The following is an 18,791-nucleotide window of genomic DNA, read 5'->3' as shown; positions in this document are numbered from 1 at the left end:
CTCCCGACGGGACTGGTAGCAATGAGCAGTTACTCCCTGACGTACTCCACCGAACTCATGCAGAACTACCTGCAGGCCGAGATCCTGGCCCCGGACGCGAAGTTCCAGGCCCTCCAGGCACAGGGCGGCACCTCGCTGCTGTTCTCGCTCGGGACGGATCACGCGCTGTACGTGACCAGGGAGGTCCCGAAGGCGAGGAGCGGGTGGGCGCGTTCCGACGTGAGCACCGCTCAGATACGCAAGGACTTCGCCGGCCGGACCGGGGTCACCTGCAAGGACTTCGCCACCGCCCAGGCCGCCACCGCCACCTCAGGCGCAGCCCCGGTGCACCTGGCGATGGTGCTCTCCGACGGCACGAACGACCGCCTCTACCTCAGCCTCAACAACTCGGACTCCCCTGCCGCCTGGGACAAGGCCCCGGCCTGGACCGCGTACCCCTTCGACGACCCGGACCACCCGCTCGCCCAGGTCAAGATCGCCGGTGTGCTCATCGGCGAGGCGACCGACGCGCAGTACATCGTGGCGGACGTGATCCGCAATCCCTCCTCCGCCCAGCCGCTGGTCTTCCGCTACTACATCGACCCGGCCCGCGCAGGCGGACGCGCCTGGCACCCGCACGACCTCGCGATCGACCTGGCGCCCGGGAAGTACTCCAGCTGTCTGGGCCGCAGGGCCGGGCAGTACGTGGACGGGCTCTACACCATCGGGCAGGTGGCGGGCGCGCCCCAGTTCATGTACCAGCCGCTGTACAACGTGTTCAACCCCAAGGTCGCCGCACCCCCGAGCCTGTTCACCCTCCCCGGGGGGCGCACACCGGAGGCCATCGCCGCCTGCCGGAATCCCGACAACTCCTCGGATCTGTACGTCACTTCCGGCGGGACGCTCTACTGCCTCGCCGCCGGCAGCCAGCAGAGCGGCACCGTCGCCACCCCGCTGTTCAACAGCCCGCGGTTCAACGGCGTACGCAGTCTGTACGCCGCAACCGCCGGCAGCAGCGTCATGGTCTGGGGACTCAACGCCGGCAACGAGGTCTTCTTCACCACGTGCCAGGCATCGCAGGTGACGACCGGGGCGCTCGGCTGGAGCGTGCCCCTGCCGATCCTCACCGGTGCGGAACAGGTCTCGCCGTACCTGGACCGGGCGAACAGCGCGGGCACCTTCTTCGCGCACACCGGGCAGAACAAGCTGACGAAGGCCGTGAAATCTCCGGCCACCGGCATGTGGACGTTCAGCGACATCACGCTGGACCCGCCGAGCGGCAACGCGCCCGCCCAGAGCTTCACCTCCTACACCACCCAGGTGCGGGTGGCCGACACCGTCACCGGGCAACCGGCGAAGGGCGTGCCGCTCACCGTCACGGCCACCAACGTCACCGCCGTCCGCATCAATTACCTGCATTACGTGATCGGCCCGACGCCCATCCAGGTGCCGACGGACGCGCTGGGGACGGTCACGATCGTCGAGCCGGTGGACTCCATGGCCGGAACGAGGCTGTCGGTGTCCGCGGGCGGGACACGCGCCGAGATCAATCCGATGGACAAGGCGTTCAAGAAGGCCGTCGCGCTCACCACACCCGCGCTGCTGACCGGCGCGACGATCGTCCGTCCGAACGGAACCACCAAGAAGCTGGTGCCGGCGGGAGCGAGTCAGGCGGCCCTGCAGACCGTGGCGACGGCCAACACCCGGCTGGGGCAGGCCTATACGGCCCTGCCGGCCGCGCTCGCCGCCAACAGGCTTCTGTCACCTGCCACCGCCGGACCCCGCCCCGGCATCACCGCGGCGACGTCGCTCAGCAGCCCCGCCTCCATCCTGGTCGACGCAGGGGACCTGTTCTGCTGGCTCGGCGAACAGATCGGGAGTGGGCTGCAGTACGTCGTCCAGCTCATCGAGGACGGGGCCACCAAACTGTGGAACTTCGTCGTCACGATCGCAGGCCAGGTCTACCAGTGCGTGCTCGACTGCGTGGAGGCGGTCGTCGCCGCGACCGAGTGGCTCTACTCGCAGCTCAAGACCGCCCTCGGCGACCTGCTCGACTACCTTGAGTTCCTGTTCGAGTGGAACGACATCACCCGCACCAAGAACGTCATGGCCCATCTCACCAAGGTGTATCTGGACCACCAGGTCGGACAGATCCTGGTGGTCAAGGGCGAGTTCGACCACATGATCGCCAGCATGGAGCAGGCGATCGGCAAATGGGCCGGGGTCGGCGGCTGGGCCGGCCTCGGCGCCGACGGCAGCGCGACCCCCAACACCAAGTCCACACCCAACGCGCAGCACAGCGCGCCCGGTTGGCTGCTGGCCCACCACTATCAGAACAACGGGGCAACGCTCACGACGGTCAAACCCCTGCCGCCGTCGACGCCGTCGCCCAATCCCATCACCGTGCTGATCCAGGCGATCCAGCACGAAGGCGCGGTCATCGGCGACACGATCACCCGACTGCAGTCCCTCGCAGCCGACTTCGAGACCAGGCCACTCCTCGACACGCTCAAGAAGCTCGTGGCGATCCTCGCCGACCTGGTCCTTGAGAGCGCGAAGACCGTCATCGACGCGCTCTTCGACATCCTGTACGACATCGCGAAGGCGGCGGTGAAGCTGCTGGACACCCCGATCCACATCCCGGTGGTCTCCGACATCCTCAACAGCTTCGGCGTACCCGACCTGTCCTTCCTCGACCTCGCCTGCTGGGTCGCCGCGGTGCCGGTGACGCTGGCCTACAAGGTCACCGCGGGCAGGACTCCGTTCCCCGACAACGCCGACACCACCTTCCTGATCACCGTGGCGGACTACCCGACGCTGCTCAACGCCTTCCAGCCGAAGCAGGCCGCCGCACGGTCGACGACCGCGCGCGCCGAGGCCGCGAGTGTCGCGGCAGCCGGCTCGCCGTTCGCCATCTCGGCGACCACCGCCCTGGCGGTCCACATCACGGGTCACGGATTCTGCGGCTTCAGCGCGCTGTTCGGTGGCGCCCTGATCTCCGGCTTCGAGGCCGCCCAGGAGACCGGGGACAACCCCTGGGCCATTCCGTCCGCCGTCCTCGGCGTGCTCGGCGGAGTGTCGGGCGGCCTGGCCAACGCGGTGTCCAACTACGTGGTTCCCAACGACCCGATCGACAACCCGTACGTGTCGGCGGTCGCCACCGCCACCACCGCCGTCCGGATCCTGTGCAAACTCATCTTCTCGGGGCCCGCGCAGGCGAAGTTCGCCACCACGGCCAAGCTCGGCAGCCTGGCCGTCTCCGACGGCCGCGGAGTCGGCGCCATCGTGGACGCCGTGCTGGTGATCCCGTCCCTGGCGTGCAGCGCGTACCACTTCTACGAGCTGTCGCAGAAGCCGGTCGGCTCCCCCCGGAGCATCGCGATCGTGGAAGAGACCAGCAACCTCACCAACGACATCGCCCGCGTCAGCTACGCGGTGGCCGTCAACACCGAGGAGATCCCCAAGGCCGTCGCGGTCGGCGTCATGGTCGTCGCCAACATCTGCACCGGCGGCCTCCAGATCGCCGAGTGCGCGATGATCTGACGCGCCGCTGCCCCTGGTCCGGCGGCCGCCTTTCGGGGCCGCCGGACCAGCGTCGGCTACCTGGCCAGACGCAGCGTGACGAGCTCGAAGGGGCGGAGCTTCAGCGCGACCGTTCCTTCCTCCACCTCGTACGCGGACGCGTCGGCGAGCGGACGCTCCAGGAGGTCCGTGGCGACCACGGACGTTGCGGGGAAGCCGAGTCGGAGAGTCGTCCTGGCCCGGCCCCCCGCTGCTTCGTAGACGCGTACGACCACATCGCCCGAGCCGTCGTCGGCCAGCTTCACCGCGCTGACCGCGACCGCGTCGTCGTCGACGGTGGCCAGCGGCGCGACCTCCGCGTCACCGGCGATCCGCCGCTCGGGCAGGTTGATACGGAAGCCCTCGCGGACCGCGTCGACCACGCTCGCGCCGGGGGCGAGGGCGTAACGGAAGCGGTGGACGCCCTGGTCGGTCTCGGGGTCGGGGAAGCGCGGGGCGCGCAGCAGGGAGAGGCGGACGGTGGTGGTCGTGCCGGAGTCGGAGGGGCGGACCGTGCGGGTCACGTCGTGGCCGTACGTCGAGTCGTTGACCAGTGCCACACCCCAGCCGGGCTCCGCCACGTGCAGGAAGCGGTGGTTGCAGGCCTCGAACTTGGCCGCCTCCCAGCTGGTGTTGGTGTGCGTGGGGCGGTGGAGGTGGCCGAACTGGGTCTCCGCCGCGTACCGCTCGGCGTGGATGTCCACGGGGAAGGCGGCCTTGAGGAACTTCTCCGTCTCGTGCCAGTCGACCTCGGTGTCGATGTCGAGGCGCTGCTCGCCTGCGGCGAGGGTCAGGACCTGGGTGGCGCGGGATGCGCCGAAGGTGCGTACGACCTCGATCGAGACGGAGGCCGGGGACTCGGCGCTCACCCTGACCGAGTCGGCGGCCGTCAGGTCGGTGACGACGTTTCGGTAGAACTCGTCGACGTCCCAGGCGTCCCACATGTTGGGGAAGTCGGGGTGAATCTGGAGGAGGTTCGCGGCCGCTCCGGGGGCGACGGTCTCGCGGTCGTTCCCGATGTCGTACGCCGAGACCACCAGGCCCCGGTCGTCGATCTCGATCCGCAGCAGGCCGTTGTCCAGCACATGACCGCCGTCCGGACGTTCGGTGAGGGTGACCTCGCCCGTGACCGCGGCCCGGCCCGCACCTCCCGCCGCGATCCCGGACCGGGTGTGGGCGGCCGCGTTGAACACGATCTCGGAGTCGGCTGAGGGGTCTCCCGCGAGCGCCGTCTGCGCGGCCGCGATGATCGCGCCGAGCTCTTCCGCCACCGCCGCGTACGTCTTCTCCGCCTCGCGGTGCACCCAGGCGATGGACGAGCCGGGCAGGATGTCGTGGAACTGGTGGAGCAGCACCGTCTTCCAGATGCGGTCCAACTGCTCGTAGGGGTAAGCGAATCCGGTACGCACGGCAGCCGTGGCGGCCCACAGTTCGGTCTCGCGGAGCAGGTGTTCGGAGCGGCGGTTGCCCTGCTTGGTCCTGGCCTGGCTGGTCAGGGTGGCGCGGTGCAGCTCCAGATAGAGCTCGCCGACCCAGACCGGCGGGTCGGGGTATTCGGCCTCGGCCTTCGTGAAGAACTCGGCCGGGGACTCCCAGGTGACCTTCGCCGAGCCTTCCAGGTCGGCCAGCCTGCGCGCCTTGGCGATCATCTCGCGCGTGGTTCCGCCGCCGCCGTCGCCCCAGCCGGTGGGCGCGATGGAGTGCTTGGCGACGCCCTTGTCCTTGAAGTTCTTCGCCGCGTGGGCGATCTCGCTGCCCTTCATCGAGCAGTTGTACGTGTCCACCGGCGGGAAGTGCGTGAAGATCCGCGTCCCGTCGATGCCCTCCCAATTGAAGGTGTGGTGCGGGAACTTGTTGATCTGCGACCAGGAGATCTTCTGGGTGAGCAGCCACTTGGAGCCCGCGGCCTTGATGATCTGCGGCAGCCCTGCGGCGAAGCCGAACGTGTCGGGCAGCCAGGCCTCGTCGTTCTCGATGCCGAACTCGTCGATGAAGAACCGCTTGCCGTGCACGAACTGGCGGGCCATCGCCTCCGAACCCGGCATATTGGTGTCCGACTCGACCCACATGCCTCCTGCGGGGACGAAGCGGCCCTCGGCGACGGCCTTCTTGACCTTGGCGTACACCTCGGGGCGGTGCTCCTTGATCCAGGCGTACTGCTGGGCCTGGGACATCGTGTAGACGAACTCGGGCTCGTCCTCGAGGAGCGAGGTCATGTTCGAGGTCGTACGCGCGACCTTGCGCACCGTCTCGCGCAGCGGCCACAGCCAGGCGGAGTCGATGTGGGCGTGACCGACGGCGCTGATGCGGTGGGCGGAGGCGTCGGCAGGGGCCGAAAGCACCCCCACCAGCTCCGAACGGGCCGCGGCCGCCGTGCCGTTGACGTCCTGCAGGTCGACCGCGTCCAGGCAGCGGTTCACGGCGCGCAGCAGTTCCCACCTGCGGCCGGACTCCACGGAGAGCTCGTGCATCAGCTCGCCGGCGACCTCCAGGTCCGCGACGAGCTCCCACACCTCACGGTCGAAGACGGCGAGGTCCATGCGTTCCAGGCGGTACTGCGGCTCGTCGCCCGCGGTCTCCTTGTCGCCCAGTTGTGTCGGCTGGAAGGGCTTGTAGTCCAGGAGAACCGGGTTGGACGCCGCCTCCAGGTGCCATTCGACGCGTTCCCCGCCGGCCACGGGGTCGCCCACACGCACCCACTGATTGCGCGGGTTGATCGCCTTGAGCGGCTCGCCCCCGGGCGTGTAGACGAGCGCCTCGCACTGGAAGCCCGGCATGTTCTCGTCGAAGCCCAGGTCGAGGACGGCCTCCACCGTCCTGCCCGCCCACTCGGCCGGCACCTCTCCGGTCACCTTGAACCAGGTGGTCCCCCAGGGAGCCCCCCATCGGTCGCCGGCCTTCACCGGCGTGTGTACCGCCGCCAGGCCTTCGGCCACCGGCACCGGCTCGCCGGGGGCGACCCAGGCCTCTACCCGCAGCTCCACGGACGCGGGGTACACGGCGGGGCGGATGCGCTCGTCGAGTACGCGCCTGAGGCGGGCTTCGACGAGTGCGCGGTCGTCATGCATGGGTGGGCTCCATCTGTTCGGGGGTGACCACCTCGGTGATGCCGCGGGCGGCCAGGTGCTCCTTGTCGTACGCATACTCGGCCAGGACCACGGCGGGGCGGACGCCCTGCGCCGTGAGTTCCGCCCAGGCCTCGAAGAAGGCGCCGCCGGGGGCGCAGGCGGCGCGCGCCGGTGACGTGAGGGTGTCACCCGTGTCCACGACGAGTGCGGTCGTACGCGGCTGCGGCTTGTGCGCGCGACCGCGCCACTGCTCCGCGATCAGCGCGATCGCGGCGCCCGCGGGTTTGACCTCGCGGTCGTTGGTCAACAGGCCGAGGCTGTACTCGAGTTCGGGGAAGTCGGCGAGTTCGCGCGAGACGTCGTGCGAGCACCACCAGGTGACGCCCCAGACGTCCTCGCAGTCCAGGGCGTTCGCGATGGTCCGCTCGGTGAAGCGCGCGGCGTGCTCGGCCGGAATGTGCGGCGCGGGGGCGCCGACCTCCTGCAGCCACAAGGGCCGGTGCGGGTCGGTGTGCCAGGCGCGGGCCAGTTCGATCAGGTACGCGGCATGGTGCTCGGTCGCCGTTCCCGTGCGGCCGTGGCGCTGGGCGGTGCCGTTGAACACCCAGGAGTGCACGGCGGTCGCGGCGCCGAGGCGGGCGGCCTGGGCGGGCGTGAAGGGCTGTCCGTCCTGGTACCAGGTCGCGTCGTACTCGGCGTGCAGATGGAACTTCCCCGGTGCGCCCAACTCGCAGGCCGCGAGCATCCGCTCCAGCCAACTGGCCGCCTGTTCCTGGGAGATGCGGTCCGGGTCGGGGTGCGGATCGTGCGAGAACTGGTTGATCTCGTTGCCGATGGTCATGCCGAGGAAGTTCGGCCGGTCGGCGAGCGCGGCGGCCAGGGTCCGCAGGTACTCCTCCTGCGCGGCGATCACCTCGGGGTCGGCGAAGATGTTGCGCCGGTGCCAGGTCTGGGTCCACGCGGGCAGGAAGTCGAAGCTGGAGAGGTGCCCCTGCAGTCCGTCCACATTGACGTCGAGGCCGCGCTCGGCGGCGGCATCCGCGAGCTGGACCAGCTGCTCTACCGCCCTCGGCCTGATCAGGGTGCGGTTGGGCTGGAACAGGGGCCACAGCGGGAAGACCCGGATGTGGTCGAGGCCCAGGCCCGCGATCGAGTCGAGGTCGGCGCGTACGGCGTCGAGGTCGAAGTCGAGCCAGTGGTGGAACCACCCCTTGGTGGGCGTGTAGTTGGCGCCGAAGCGGAGCGTGCGGGTGGCGTCGGGCATGACGGGGTCCTTGCGTGTGCGTACGTACCGGAGAGGGAGGGGAGATCAGCCCTTGACCGCGCCCTCACCCACTCCGCGGAAGAAGTAGCGCTGCAGACAGGCGAACAGCACGATGAGCGGGGCGACGGCGATGACGGTGCCGGCGGCCACCAGACGCTGGTTGTTCGCGAAGGTGCCGTGCAGATAGTCCAGGCCGATGGTGAGCGTGAATTTGGACTGGTCGCTCAGCACGATCAGCGGCCACAGGAAGTCGTCCCAGGCGCCCATGAAGGAGAAGATCGCGACCACGGCGATGGTGCCCTTCACGGCGGGCAGCGCGATCCTGGTGAAGCGCTGCCAGGCGTTGGCGCCGTCGCAGTAGGCGGCCTCCTCGATCTCGTACGGGATGTTGGCGAAGGCGTTGCGCATCAGCAGGACGTTGAGGGCGCCGATGCAGCCGGGCAGGACCACACCGGTCAGGGTGTTGTTGAGCTGCAGGTCCCGCATCGTCATGAACTGGGCGATGATGATCGACTCGACCGGCACCAGCATGGCCGTCACGAACGCCACCATGGCGATCCCCCGGCCCTTGAACTTCAGCCGGGCCAGGGCGTATCCGGCGAGGGCCGCGCCCACGCAGTTGGTGAGGACGTTGGCGACCGCGACTTTCAGCGAGTTGAGCGCGAAGTCCCAGACCGGGATGAGATCGGCGACCTTCGCGTAGTTGTCGAGGGTCGGGTCCGAGGGCAGCAGCTTCGGCGGGTAGCTGTAGATGTCCTCGGCCGGGCCCTTGAGGGACGTGGACAGCTGCCACAGGAAGGGGCCGACCAGCACGGCGAACACCGCGAGGAGGAGCAGGTAGCGCAGCACCAGCTGCCATACGGGCGGGCGCCGGCCGCCGTCGGCCTGGAACCTGGCCTTGATACGGGACTTCACGCGTCCTCCTTCCGGTCGGCGCGCAGCACGAGCAGCATCAGGCCGAGGGTGATGACGAAGACGACGACGGACAGGGCCGAGGCGTAGCCGACGCGGCCGGTGAGGCCGGTGCCGACCTGTTTGATGAGCATGACGAGGGTGGTGTCCTCGCCGCCGGGGCCGCCGTTGGGTCCGGCCATCAGATAGACCTCGGAGAAGACCTTGAAGGCGTTGACGGAGGCGAGGGCGCCGACCAGGACCATGGTGGAGCGCACGGCAGGGACGGTGACGGTGAAGAAGCGGCGTACCGGACCGGCGCCGTCGACGGCACAGGCCTCGTGCAGTTCGCGCGGTACGTTCCCGAGCGCGGCCATGTAAACGATCATGTAGTAGCCGAGGCCCTTCCAGACCGTGACCAGCATCGCGCTGATGAGCAGCAGCCACTGGTCGCTGAGGAAGGAGACAGGCCCTACCCCGATCACGCCGAGCACGGCGTTGACCAGACCGCGGTCGTCGAGCAGCCAGACCCAGATCAGGCCGACCACGACGACGGAGGCGACGACAGGTGTGTAGAAGGCGGAGCGGAAGAAGCCGATGCCCGGCAGGTAGTTCTGCACCAGCATCGCCAGCAGCAGCGGCAGGATCACCAGGAGCGGTACGACGCCGACCATGTACAGCAGGCTGTTGCGCAGCGCCGTCCAGAACATGTCGTCGTGGACCAGCTCCTGGTAGTTGGCGCCGCCGACCCACTTGCCCGCGATGAGGGTGCGCTGATCGGTGAAGGAGCTCCCCACCGTGGAGAGGAACGGGTAGAGGACGAAGCCCCCGGTGACCAGGAAGCCCGGCAGCAGGAACAGCCAGGGGGTGCTGGGCAGATGGGTGCGGACGCCCGTGCGGCGGCCGGCGCCGCGGGCCTTGCGGGAGGTGGCCGGGGAACCGGTGGCCGGTCCGGTACTGGCGACCGGCTCACCGTTCCTCGTCGAGATGTCTGTCATGGTCTACGCCCTTGAGCTGTCCGTTCAGCCGGCCTGCTGGAGCAGCTTGTCGCACTCGGCGGCCGCGTCGTCCAGGGCCTCCTTCGCGGACTTCTTGCCCTGCATGGCCTTGGCGACCTCGTTCTTCAGCGCCGTCTTCATCTGCTCGCTGAAGACCGCGGGGGTGTAGTTCACCGCGGTCTTGAGCGCCTTGGCGGCGGCGACCCGTACACGGCCCTCGTCGGTGCCGCCGTCCTGGCTGAAGTACGGGTCGTCCAGGCTGCCCTTGGTGGACGGGAAGATCGCAACCTTGTGCGCGAACGCCATCTGGTTCTTCGCGTCGGTCACCCAGTGCGCGAACTCCACCGCGGCCGGCTTCACCTTGGACTGGGAGTTCACCATCAGGCCCTGGACATACATGTTGTCCTTGCCGGTGTTGTTCACCGCGGGCGTGATGCCGATGTTCTTGTAGAGGCTCGGGGCCTCGGTCTTGTACTTCTTCAGGTCGCCCGCGCCGCCCGGGTTCATGGCGATGGACTGCTGCTGGAACTTGCGTCCAGCGGACTCCGCCACACTGGTCAGGGCACCCGAGTCGAGCGCCTTGGCGTCGTACAACTCCTTGTACTTCTCTACGAGTTCGACGCCCTTGGGCTCATTGAAGGTGAACTTCGACATGTCGTCGTTCATCAGCTTCACGCCATAGCGCCCGAAGTCCTCGACGGCCGGGGCGTTGGCGAGCATCGCGGTCTTGCCCTTGCTCTTGTCCGCCATCGTCAGGGCGTCCTTGAAGAGCTGGTCGTACGAGGTCGGGGGCTTCTCGGGGTCGAGGCCCGCGTCCTTGAAGAGCTTCTTGTTGTAGAACATCGGCCCGGTGTTGAGGTACCAGGGGAAGGCGTACGTGCCCTCCTTGCCCGGCATCTCATGGCTCTTCCAGGCGCCGTCGAGATATTCGTCCTTGTACTTGGCCGCTGCCTGGTCGAGGTTGAGCGCGAGGCCCGCCTTGGCGAGGGGGGTGGCCAGGTCCGGGGAGACGTTGACGACGTCGGGGAGCGTGTTGGCCGCGGCGTCGGCGCTGAGCTTGTCCGCGTAGCCCTCGGCCGGCTGGTCGATCCAGACGATCTTGACGTCCGGGTACTTCTTCTCGAAGTCGCCGATGACGCCCTCGAAGTAGTCCTTGAAGTTGGTCTTCAGGTTCCAGGTCTGGAACTTGACGGTGCCCTCGACCTTGCCGGAGGCGTCGCTGTTGCTGCCGCTCGACCCTCCGGAGCCCCCGCAGGCCGTCATGACGAGTGCCGATGTGATCGCGATCGCCGTGGCTGTTGCCGCTCTGCGGGATATCCGCATGGCCGGGGCTCCTTTGCTCGGACCTGCACAGAGAAATGGGGATGCACCCCCTTTCCCAAAGAACTTGGGATTACGGGGAAGTTGACCCCCGGTGGCGCGGCGCCGAGGCTACTAATGCGTTTTAGTAGATGTCAATGGTCCGGTTCCGATCAACGACTTTCACCAGGTCAGAGCGGTCTGAATCGCGCTCGCACCAAGCCGTTGACAGCCTGCGCCGAACGGGCGAGACTGTGACGACTAATGCGCTTTAGCGGAGGAGCTCCGATGACACCGGCCGGCGGCGATGGCGCCAGGACAACTCCTGTGCGCAGGCCCACGATCAAGGACATCGCACGCCGTGCGGGCGTGTCCGAGAGCGCGGTCTCCTTCGCCCTGAACGGCCGGCCCGGTGTGTCGCAGGGCACCAGGGACCGGATCCGCCGGATGGCGGAGGAGCTGGGCTGGGAGCCCAACAGCGCCGCCCGCGCCCTGTCCGGGGAGCGCTCGGGCTGTGTCGGCCTGGTCCTGGCCCGGCCCGCGCGCACCCTCGGGGTCGAGTCGTTCTTCCTGCAACTCGTCTCCGGGGTCCAGGAGGTGCTCGCCGACCGCAAGGTCGCCCTGCTCTTCCAGGTCGTCGAGGACATCGAGACCGAGTGCGCGGTGTACCGCCGCTGGTGGGCCGAGAAGCGCGTCGACGGCGTACTGGTGGTCGACCCGCGCGCCCACGACCCCCGGCCCGAGCTCCTCGCCTCGCTGGACCTGCCCGCCGTCGTCATCGGCGCACCCGCCCCCGGCGAGGACACCCCGCACGTCTCCTCCGTGTGGGCCGACGACACCGCGGCCATGGCCTCGGTCCTCGCCCATCTGCACGAACTGGGCCACCGCCGCATCGTTCACGTCGCGGGCATGCCCGGCCTCGCCCACACCGAGCGCCGGATCCGCTCGCTGCGCACCGAGGCGGCCCGGCTGGGCTTCGACGGCAGCCGGTCGGTCACCACCGACTACTCCGACGCGGAGGGCGCGGAGGCGACCCGCCGCATCCTGGACGAGCCGGACCCGCCGACCGCGATCGTCTTCGACAACGACGTGATGGCGGTGGCGGGTTCCGCGGTCGCCGCCGAGCGCGGCATCCCCGTGCCCGGCAGGCTGTCCATCGTGGCCTGGGACGACTCGGCCCTGTGCCGGGTCATCCACCCCCGGCTCACGGCCCTGGTCCGCGACACCTCCGGCTTCGGCCGCCTCGCCGCCCAGGAGCTGCTCGACCGGCTCGACGGCGGTCCTGTACGCAGCATCCAGGCCGAGCTCCCCCATCTGGAACCCCGCGAGAGCACGGGCCCGCCCGCGACGCTCTGACCCAACCCGCCGCGGTGTCACGCGCGCTGAAGGCCCTGGCCCGAGTGCGCGGGGCCGGGCCCGATCGGTCAATCGGTAGGCTGTTCGTATGACCACCGGGGTACGCCGCAGGATGGGCGTCGAAGAGCGCAGGCAGCAGCTGATCAGTGTGGCGTTGGAGCTGTTCAGCCATCGCTCCCCCGATGACGTCTCCATCGATGAGATAGCCGCTGCCGCCGGGATCTCCCGGCCGCTCGTCTATCACTACTTCCCCGGCAAGCAGTCGCTGTACGAGGCCGCTCTGCGGCGGGCCGCCGACGAGCTGGCCGAGCGGTTCGTGGAGCCGCGTGAAGGTCCGCTCGGGGCACGGCTGTTGAGGGTCATGGGGCGGTTCTTCGACTTCGTGGACGAGCACGGTCCCGGCTTCTCCGCCCTGATGCGCGGCGGACCGGCCGTGGGCTCGTCCACCACCAACGCCATGATCGACGAGGTGCGGAACGCCGCCTATCTGCAGATCCTTTCGCATCTGGGCACGGGAGAGCCGCCCGCCCGGATGCAGTTGGTCGTCCGGTCGTGGGTCTCGCTCGCCGAGTCCACCGCGCTGATCTGGCTCGACGGGCGGCGGATTCCGCGTGCGGAGCTGGAGTTGCAGCTGGTGCACGACTTCGCCGCGCTGGCTGCCGTGAGTGCCGCGTACGACGACGAGATGGCCGCCATCGTGCTGCGGATCCTGGGTGAGGAGCCCGCGGACGGGCCCTTCGGAGATCTGCTCGGGCGGCTCGCGCAGCTCGGCGGCGGGATGATTCCGGCTCAGCGCGTGGCGCCCGCGTCGTAGAGGACCGTGACGTCCTTGAAGCCCAGGGAGTGGAGCAGGCCCTGGAGCATCGTGGTCGTGTTCTTCTCGGCCCGGGAGGCCAGCCCGCTGTCCTTCGCCGCCTCGCCGATGTGCTTGGCCGCCAGGGACTGGACCGCGCGTTCGCTGTTGGGGTTGTCGGAGAAGAAGTCGCCCAGCCGGTCGAGCAGGCCGCGCTGCTTGGAGACCGCGTACGAGCGGTCAGGGTCGAGGGCCGGCTTGTCGAGGGTCGCGTGGGGCAAGTGGAGCGTGGCCTCGGTGCGGGCCTTGTTCATGATGACGTTGCCCTTCGCCACCTTGCCCAGGTCCACCGCCGCGCCGACGCTGCCCGCGCCCACGTACAGCGTGCGCGATCCTTTGAGCGCGTCCGGGAGGAACTTGGCGTCCTTCTCCAGGTCGACCACGACCTGGAAGTTGCCGGACGCCGCCTCGTAACGGCTCATGTCCTGGATCGACTGGAGGAGTGCCGGGCCCGTCCGGTCCTGGGTCTTCTCGCCGAAGACATCCGCCCAGCCGGGCAGGAAGTCGAGCCTGGACGCGGTGAAGAGCAGAGCGAAGATCACGACAACGGCCATCGGCAGTTTGATCCACCAGGACTGCCCCGGGCGTCGGCGCTCCTGCTTCGTCTGCGGCTGCGGTTCGGTCAGAGTCATGGAGTCCGGGTTCCCCCGGACTCCATGACCACTCGGACAACCGAGGTCAGATCTTCCGGTACGAGGCGTCGAGATCCCGCGTCTCGGCAGAGATGTGCAGCGTGAGGTCCGTGGGCTTGATGTGCTGCTGTACGAGGGCGAGTACGGCCTCCGTCAGGGCCGCCTTCGCCTCGTCGGTGCGACCCGGCAGCAGCCCGATGCCGACGTGGACGATCGCGTCGTCCGCCTCGCCGTCGCCGGCCGTGAAGTCCCGCACGGGACGGAAGCGCGTCTTGCAGGCGGGGGTGCGGGCCGCGACCGTCTCCACGACCACCGGGTGCAGGGCGAGCGCGAAGCCGCGGCGGTCGAAGGACTCGTCGAGGGTGTCGGAGTAGTCGACGGTGATCTGTGGCATGGGGGCTCCTCGTTGCACGGGTGTCAGTGGTCAGCTTTACGGTGATCTGTATGAGTGCACAACTGACCTTCCGGATGGCGGACAGCCGCGCGGACGCCGACGCGCTGGTGGAGCTGTTCGATGGTGCTGCCCGCTGGATGGGGAAGACCGGCATCGATCAGTGGAAGTCCGGCGACAAGAGCGCCGAGCACTTCCTGCTGCGGATGAAGGAGGGCGAGGTGTGGCTCGCCGAGACCGGGGCGGGGCGCATCGCGGGCGCGTACGAACTGTGGTGGGACGACGTGGAGGCGTGGGGTGTGCAGCCGCCCGTGGCGGGCTATGTGCACCGGCTGATGGTCGACCGGGAGGCCGCCTCGCCGGGGACGGGGGGCGTGCTGCTCGCCCATGCCGAGCGGCGGATCTCGGACGTGGGGCGTCCGCTCGTCCGCCTGGACTGTGTGACGTCCAACCCCCGGTTGCGTACGTACTACGAGTCGGCCGGGTACCGGGTCGTCGGGGAGTTCACGGGCAAGGCCAGGAGGGACGGGCTCGTCTACGGGGTGACGCTGCTGGAGAAGGAGGCCGTGCCCGGCTGAGGCTTGAGCCGCAGGGCCAGGACCCGGACGGGGTGGCGAGCGCGGCATGGAAGTGTCGCCCCCGATCTCCGCGTTCCGCGTGGCGGGGACATAGCGCAGGGCCGGCTCCGCGCCCTGCAGCCGGGGCGGGGACTTGGGGTGGAAGCTGCGCTGGAGGGTGAGCGCCACGCGCCGTTCCTCCGGGTACGTGCGCAAGGACTCGGCCGCCAGCGCCGTGCTGCCGCGCGAGCTGTCCGAGCAGCGCCGTGGCGCCGAAGTCGCCGTCCACGGACGGGGGCACCGCGAGACAGACCGGTGGGTGGTCGGCACGCTTGCGGGCGAAGAACAGACGGGCGGCGGGTTCGGTGCCCGCGGGGAAGATCCCGGCAGGCTCCGCGGGCTCGATGGGGACGGAGAGGTAGGCCTCGCCCCCCGCGTCCACTCCGCGGCTGCGGTCGAGTGCGCTGGGGGGCGTGGCCGAGAAGTGCGCCACGGGAATCGGTGCGATGCCGGGGTGCGCCTTGATACGACGGCAGAGCTCGAAGCCGTTCAGATCGGGCAGGCGGACATCGAGAAGTGCCGCGTCCGGCATGGTGCCTGACCGGAACCGGTCCCGCTACGGCATCACCGCCGGGAGAAGACGGCCACCGTACGCCCAGGAACGGTGAACGAGCCGGAACTCCCTTCGTACGAGGCTGACTTCACGGTGGAATCCGCGCCCGCCGCCTGGACGGGGTGGAGCGCGTACGCCGTCCCGGCCAGGGTCGCGACCTTCTGGGTCTGTGCGGACGGCGTCGCGTTGATGACCACGACCAGCTCGCCGAGGCGCATCGTGATGACACCCGGTGTCTCGTCCTTCCCGGAGAGCGGGAAGGACAGGGCGGACTGCACCTGGGCGGTGGTCGAGAGGTCGAAGGACGGGTCCGTCGTGCGGATCTTCAGCAGATCCTGGTAGGCGGCCGTGGTGGACGTGATGGTGGTGCAGTCGGCGGGCTTGATGCCCGTCAACAGGGGTTTGGCGTACGGCCACTTGGGGGCGTTGTCGGCGGCCGGCGGAAGACCCCGGCCGAATCCGTTGCCGTCGGCGCAGTTCCAGTGGATGGCGTTGAACCAGTCGCCGCTGTCGAAGGAGTTGCGGTCCAGGGACTTGGAGCGGAGGAGGTCGGTGCCCGCCTGGGAGAGCGACGGGCCCTGCGAGAGGGCGGCGGTCGCCATGGCGAGTACCTGCATACGGGCCCGGTCGGCGGCCGGTGTGGTGGCCGGGAGCTTGAAGGCGAGGGCGTCGTAGAGGGACTCGTTGTCGTGGGCGTCCGCGTAGGAGAGCGCGTCGCCGGGGGCGGCCGCGTATCCGGCGGGGGCGCCGTTGTAGTCGACGTCCGATCCCTTGACCGTACGGCCCGAGGTGTCGGTGAAGGAGTACCCGGCGAGGTTGCCGGTCAGCCCGACCTTGATCAGGTCCTGGTAGTGCAGGAGGCGGGCCTTCTGCTCGGCCGTCGTACCGTTGGCGGCCGAGGCGTTGGGGTCGGTGTAGAGCCCGCTCGCGAAGCCCTGTACGCCGGGGTCCTCGTCGAAGGGGCCGCCGCCGCGGATCGCGTCGCGGGCCCGGTCGGAGAAGGTGGCGATGCCGGTGCCGGCCATGTTCTTCTGGGTGGCCTGGACGAAGCGGGCGTCGTCGGCGACCTCGCCGAAGTTCCACCCCTCCCCGTACAGAATGATCTTCTTCCCGTCCACGCCGTCCTTGGCGGGGGTGAGGGCGTCGAGCGCCTTGCGCACGGCCAGGATGTTGGCCTTGGGCTGGTGGCCCATCAGGTCGAAGCGGAAGCCGTCGACCTTGTACTCCTTGGCCCAGGTGACGATCGAGTCGACGACCAGCTTGCCCATCATGGCGTTCTCGGTCGCGGTGTTGGCGCAGCAGGTGGAGGTCGCCACGGAACCGTCGGCGAGGAGCCGCTGGTAGTAACCGGGCACGATCTTGTCCAGGACGGATTTGTCGGCCTGGCCGCTGGCGACCGTGTGGTTGTAGACGACGTCCATCACCGTGCGAAGGCCCGCGCCGTTGAGGCCCTGGACCATCTGACGGAACTCCACCGTGCGCTTGGTGCCCTCGGGATCGGAGGAGTACGAGCCCTCCGGGACGGTGTAGTGGAGCGGGTCGTAGCCCCAGTTGTACGCGTCCTTCGCGGCGGCGGCCGCCACGCACTCCTGCTGCTTCTCGGAGTCGGGCGCGTAGACCTTGAGATCACATGACGGGGTCTGCTGGTCGGACTTCTTCTCCGGGATGGTGCCGATGTCGAAGGCCGGCAGGAGGTGGACGTACGACGTGCCGGACTGTGCGAGCTGCTTGAGGTGCTTCATGCCGTCGGAGCCGGTGTCCGTGAAGGCCAGGTACTCGCCCGGGTGCTTGGACGTCGGGTCGGCGACCGAGAAGTCCCGGATCTGCAGCTCCTGGATCGCCGCGTCCTTCAGCGGTACGGCGGCCGGCTTCTTCAGGGTCGACCAGCCGGACGGGGCAAGGGACTTGGCGTCCAGGTCGGCGATCACGCTCAGCTTCGAGTCGGTGGTGAGGGCGACCGAGTAGGGGTCGGTGACCTGGTTGGTGACGATCTTCCGGACCGTGGGGGCCCAGACCTTCACCTCGTACAGGTACTTCTTGCCCGGCCAGGACTTCTTTCCGGTGACCGACCAGTTGCCGGTCCTGTCGTCGCGCCGCATGGCGACGCGCTTGCCGTCGAGGAGCAGGGAGACGCTCTGCGCGGTGGGGGCCCAGACCCGGAGCGTCGGGGCGCCCTTGCGGTCGAAGGTCGCGCCGAGTGCGCCGTCGTTGGCGTACAGATCGTCGAGTACGCCGGCGATCTGCACGCCTGTCGCGGCGAGGACGGCGCCGTTCGCGGCGCGCTGCGAGGCGACGAGCTGGCCGCGCAGGGCGGCGCGGACGCGGGAGCGGTCCCGTACGTCCACCGAGTACGCGGTGTACTTCGCCAGGTACGGGAACTTCGCCTTCTGCGCGTCGGTGAGCGACGACTTGTTCAGCCGCAGCCAGCGCTCGTCGTCCGAGGTCAGCGCCCCGTCCTTGACGGCGATCGAGCCGTCGGCGGAGTACAGGAGCTGGGTGGAGGCGGCGGTGTCGCTGCCGTTGAAAGCGACCGTGTTCGCGTCGATCCAGACCGCCTTGGAGGTGGTGAGGTCGAGGGCGGCCGCGCTGCCGGCGGGCTGCGGTAGGAGGTACTTCTCGGTGGCGTTCAACAGCCACACCTCGTAGCCGTTGGCCTTGAGGTCCAGGGACTGGTCGGTGGGCAGGTCCTTCGCGTCGCCGTTGTGGATGATGTAGCTGAGCGAGGTGGCGCCTGCCGCGAGGGGCACCTCATACACGGCACCGTACGAGTCGATACGCGTCGGCTCCAGGGGCTTGGACCAGTCGGTCGGGGATGCCGCGCCCGTCCAGGTGTGCAGACCCCAGCCGTCGTAGACGCCGTCGGCGCGGTGGTAGTGGACGACCGCCTTGGCCGTGTCCTGGGCCGGATAGCCGGGGCGGGTGGTGGTGACCGTGTCCTTGCCCTGCTCCAGCCAGACCTCGCCCGACTTCGTCACGTCGATGGTGCGGTCGGTGGCGACGTCCTTGGTGCCGTCCTTGTCGATGACGAGGAAGTTCACCGTGGAGGCGCCGGGCTTGAGCTTGACGTACGCGAAGGCGCCGTACGCGTCCCGTCCTGTGAAGTCATGCCCTGCGGGCCAGGTGGTGGACTCGCCGTCCGCCAGGTCGCCCCAGGCGTAGAGCCGCCAGTCGGTGTAGTCACCGGCCGGACGCTTGTAGTGGACGATCGCGTAGTCGCGCTGGGTGGCGGTCGGGGTCTCGGCGGCGGGGGTGTCCCCGGCGACCGTCTCGGCGGTCGCCGATGCCGTACGTCCGGCCGAGTCGACGACAACTGCCTTGTAGCGCAGGGC

At 69.1% G+C, this 18,791-nt stretch carries 12 protein-coding genes; 4 read left to right on the top strand and 8 right to left on the bottom strand.

From position 1 onward, the window contains the following. Positions 1 to 21 precede the first annotated feature (21 nt). Positions 22 to 3,522: a hypothetical protein gene (locus tag J0695_RS13880; RefSeq protein ID WP_206962322.1), complete on the top strand. Its 3,501-nt coding sequence runs from the start codon at positions 22 to 24 to the stop codon at positions 3,520 to 3,522. 56 nt (positions 3,523 to 3,578) lie between these two features. On the opposite strand, the gene J0695_RS13875 is transcribed toward J0695_RS13880, so the two are convergent. The 5 genes from J0695_RS13875 to J0695_RS13855 are packed head-to-tail and all read right to left on the bottom strand — an operon-like array spanning position 3,579 to position 11,084. Then, the gene (locus J0695_RS13875) at positions 3,579 to 6,608 is read right to left on the bottom strand and encodes an alpha-mannosidase (protein ID WP_206962321.1); all 3,030 of its coding nucleotides are present in this window, start codon (positions 6,606 to 6,608) and stop codon (positions 3,579 to 3,581) included. After that, positions 6,601 to 7,872 carry a glycoside hydrolase 5 family protein gene (locus tag J0695_RS13870; RefSeq protein WP_206962320.1) on the bottom strand — a complete coding sequence of 424 codons (1,272 nt, stop codon included), beginning with the start codon at positions 7,870 to 7,872 and terminating at the stop codon, positions 6,601 to 6,603. The genes J0695_RS13875 and J0695_RS13870 overlap by 8 nt, the downstream gene beginning before the upstream one ends. Positions 7,873 to 7,917: 45 nt before the next feature. Next, a complete protein-coding gene (locus J0695_RS13865) occupies positions 7,918 to 8,787 on the bottom strand; it encodes a carbohydrate ABC transporter permease (RefSeq protein WP_206962319.1) in 870 nt (289 codons plus the stop codon). Next, positions 8,784 to 9,761 carry a carbohydrate ABC transporter permease gene (locus J0695_RS13860; protein WP_206962318.1) on the bottom strand — a complete coding sequence of 326 codons (978 nt, stop codon included), beginning with the start codon at positions 9,759 to 9,761 and terminating at the stop codon, positions 8,784 to 8,786. The genes J0695_RS13865 and J0695_RS13860 overlap by 4 nt, the downstream gene beginning before the upstream one ends. 24 nt (positions 9,762 to 9,785) lie before the next feature. Continuing rightward, positions 9,786 to 11,084 carry an ABC transporter substrate-binding protein gene (locus J0695_RS13855; protein ID WP_206962317.1) on the bottom strand — a complete coding sequence of 433 codons (1,299 nt, stop codon included), beginning with the start codon at positions 11,082 to 11,084 and terminating at the stop codon, positions 9,786 to 9,788. A 264-nt stretch (positions 11,085 to 11,348) separates the two neighbouring features. On the opposite strand from J0695_RS13855, the gene J0695_RS13850 reads away from it, so the two are divergent. Continuing rightward, positions 11,349 to 12,416, top strand: coding sequence for a LacI family DNA-binding transcriptional regulator (locus tag J0695_RS13850; protein WP_206962316.1), 1,068 nt, complete (start codon positions 11,349 to 11,351; stop codon positions 12,414 to 12,416). Positions 12,417 to 12,504: 88 nt separating this feature from the next. Then, complete coding sequence (locus J0695_RS13845; protein WP_206962315.1) at positions 12,505 to 13,230, top strand: TetR/AcrR family transcriptional regulator; 726 nt, start codon at positions 12,505 to 12,507, stop codon at positions 13,228 to 13,230. Here J0695_RS13845 and J0695_RS13840 read toward each other — a convergent pair. After that, positions 13,206 to 13,901, bottom strand: a complete 696-nt coding sequence (locus J0695_RS13840; RefSeq protein ID WP_206962314.1) for a DUF4230 domain-containing protein — start codon at positions 13,899 to 13,901, stop codon at positions 13,206 to 13,208. The two genes, J0695_RS13845 and J0695_RS13840, sit on opposite strands and share 25 nt — an antisense overlap. 46 nt (positions 13,902 to 13,947) lie before the next feature. Continuing rightward, a complete protein-coding gene (locus tag J0695_RS13835; protein WP_206962313.1) occupies positions 13,948 to 14,295 on the bottom strand; it encodes a 5-carboxymethyl-2-hydroxymuconate Delta-isomerase in 348 nt (115 codons plus the stop codon). Between the two features lie 50 nt (positions 14,296 to 14,345). Here J0695_RS13835 and J0695_RS13830 point away from each other — a divergent pair, with 50 nt between their 5' ends. Beyond that, complete coding sequence (locus J0695_RS13830) at positions 14,346 to 14,870, top strand: GNAT family N-acetyltransferase (RefSeq protein ID WP_206962312.1); 525 nt, start codon at positions 14,346 to 14,348, stop codon at positions 14,868 to 14,870. Positions 14,871 to 15,473: 603 nt separating this feature from the next. Here the strand turns inward: J0695_RS13830 and pulA are convergent. Next, positions 15,474 to 18,791 (bottom strand): pullulanase-type alpha-1,6-glucosidase (gene pulA / locus J0695_RS13825; protein WP_206962311.1); only part of this gene is annotated, 3,318 nt, incomplete at its 5' end.

This window comes from Streptomyces beijiangensis (genome assembly GCF_017315755.1).
In the GTDB taxonomy this organism is placed as follows: Bacteria; Actinomycetota; Actinomycetes; order Streptomycetales; family Streptomycetaceae; genus Streptomyces; species Streptomyces beijiangensis.
This window is presented reverse-complemented; position numbering and strand designations above follow the sequence as displayed.

Coding starts and splice junctions, on each gene's coding strand:
- J0695_RS13880 (WP_206962322.1), top strand. CDS start 22: ATGAGCAGTTACTCCCTGACGTACTCCACCGAACTCATGCAGAACTAC.
- J0695_RS13875 (WP_206962321.1), bottom strand. CDS start 6,608: ATGCATGACGACCGCGCACTCGTCGAAGCCCGCCTCAGGCGCGTACTC.
- J0695_RS13870 (WP_206962320.1), bottom strand. CDS start 7,872: ATGCCCGACGCCACCCGCACGCTCCGCTTCGGCGCCAACTACACGCCC.
- J0695_RS13860 (WP_206962318.1), bottom strand. CDS start 9,761: ATGACAGACATCTCGACGAGGAACGGTGAGCCGGTCGCCAGTACCGGA.
- J0695_RS13855 (WP_206962317.1), bottom strand. CDS start 11,084: ATGCGGATATCCCGCAGAGCGGCAACAGCCACGGCGATCGCGATCACA.
- J0695_RS13850 (WP_206962316.1), top strand. CDS start 11,349: ATGACACCGGCCGGCGGCGATGGCGCCAGGACAACTCCTGTGCGCAGG.
- J0695_RS13845 (WP_206962315.1), top strand. CDS start 12,505: ATGACCACCGGGGTACGCCGCAGGATGGGCGTCGAAGAGCGCAGGCAG.
- J0695_RS13840 (WP_206962314.1), bottom strand. CDS start 13,901: ATGACTCTGACCGAACCGCAGCCGCAGACGAAGCAGGAGCGCCGACGC.
- J0695_RS13835 (WP_206962313.1), bottom strand. CDS start 14,295: ATGCCACAGATCACCGTCGACTACTCCGACACCCTCGACGAGTCCTTC.
- J0695_RS13830 (WP_206962312.1), top strand. CDS start 14,346: ATGAGTGCACAACTGACCTTCCGGATGGCGGACAGCCGCGCGGACGCC.